Source organism: Alcanivorax sp. S6407, from assembly GCF_023016115.1.
In the GTDB taxonomy this organism is placed as follows: domain Bacteria; phylum Pseudomonadota; class Gammaproteobacteria; order Pseudomonadales; family Alcanivoracaceae; genus Alcanivorax.
On the sequence record NZ_JALKBH010000029.1, the window covers coordinates 1 to 249 of the forward strand.

Consider the following 249-nt stretch of genomic DNA (forward strand, 5'->3'; position numbering starts at 1 on the left):
CTTTTGCTGGGAAGGCTTTTTGCCTGCCCGATGCACTCAACTCGCTGATTCGCACTGCCTGATTGAGCTGATTCCCGACCCTGACAGGCCTCCCCGGTGTCAGCATTGCCGCCAACCCTGCCAGAAGATCCACGACACCACCGTGCGACGAGTCCGTGATCGTGACCTCTTCGAGTACAAGGTCTGGCTGGACGTGCCGGTTCGGCGACTTCGCTGTCCTCGCTGTGCGGTCGCTCGCGAACAGCTTGA

The 249-nt window shown here is 60.6% G+C and carries 1 pseudogene; it reads left to right on the forward strand.

Annotation, left to right across the window (positions count from 1 at the left end):
- Positions 1-91: 91 nt before the first annotated feature.
- Positions 92-249, forward strand: a pseudogene (locus MWU49_RS17700) (transposase family protein); the annotation flags it as partial.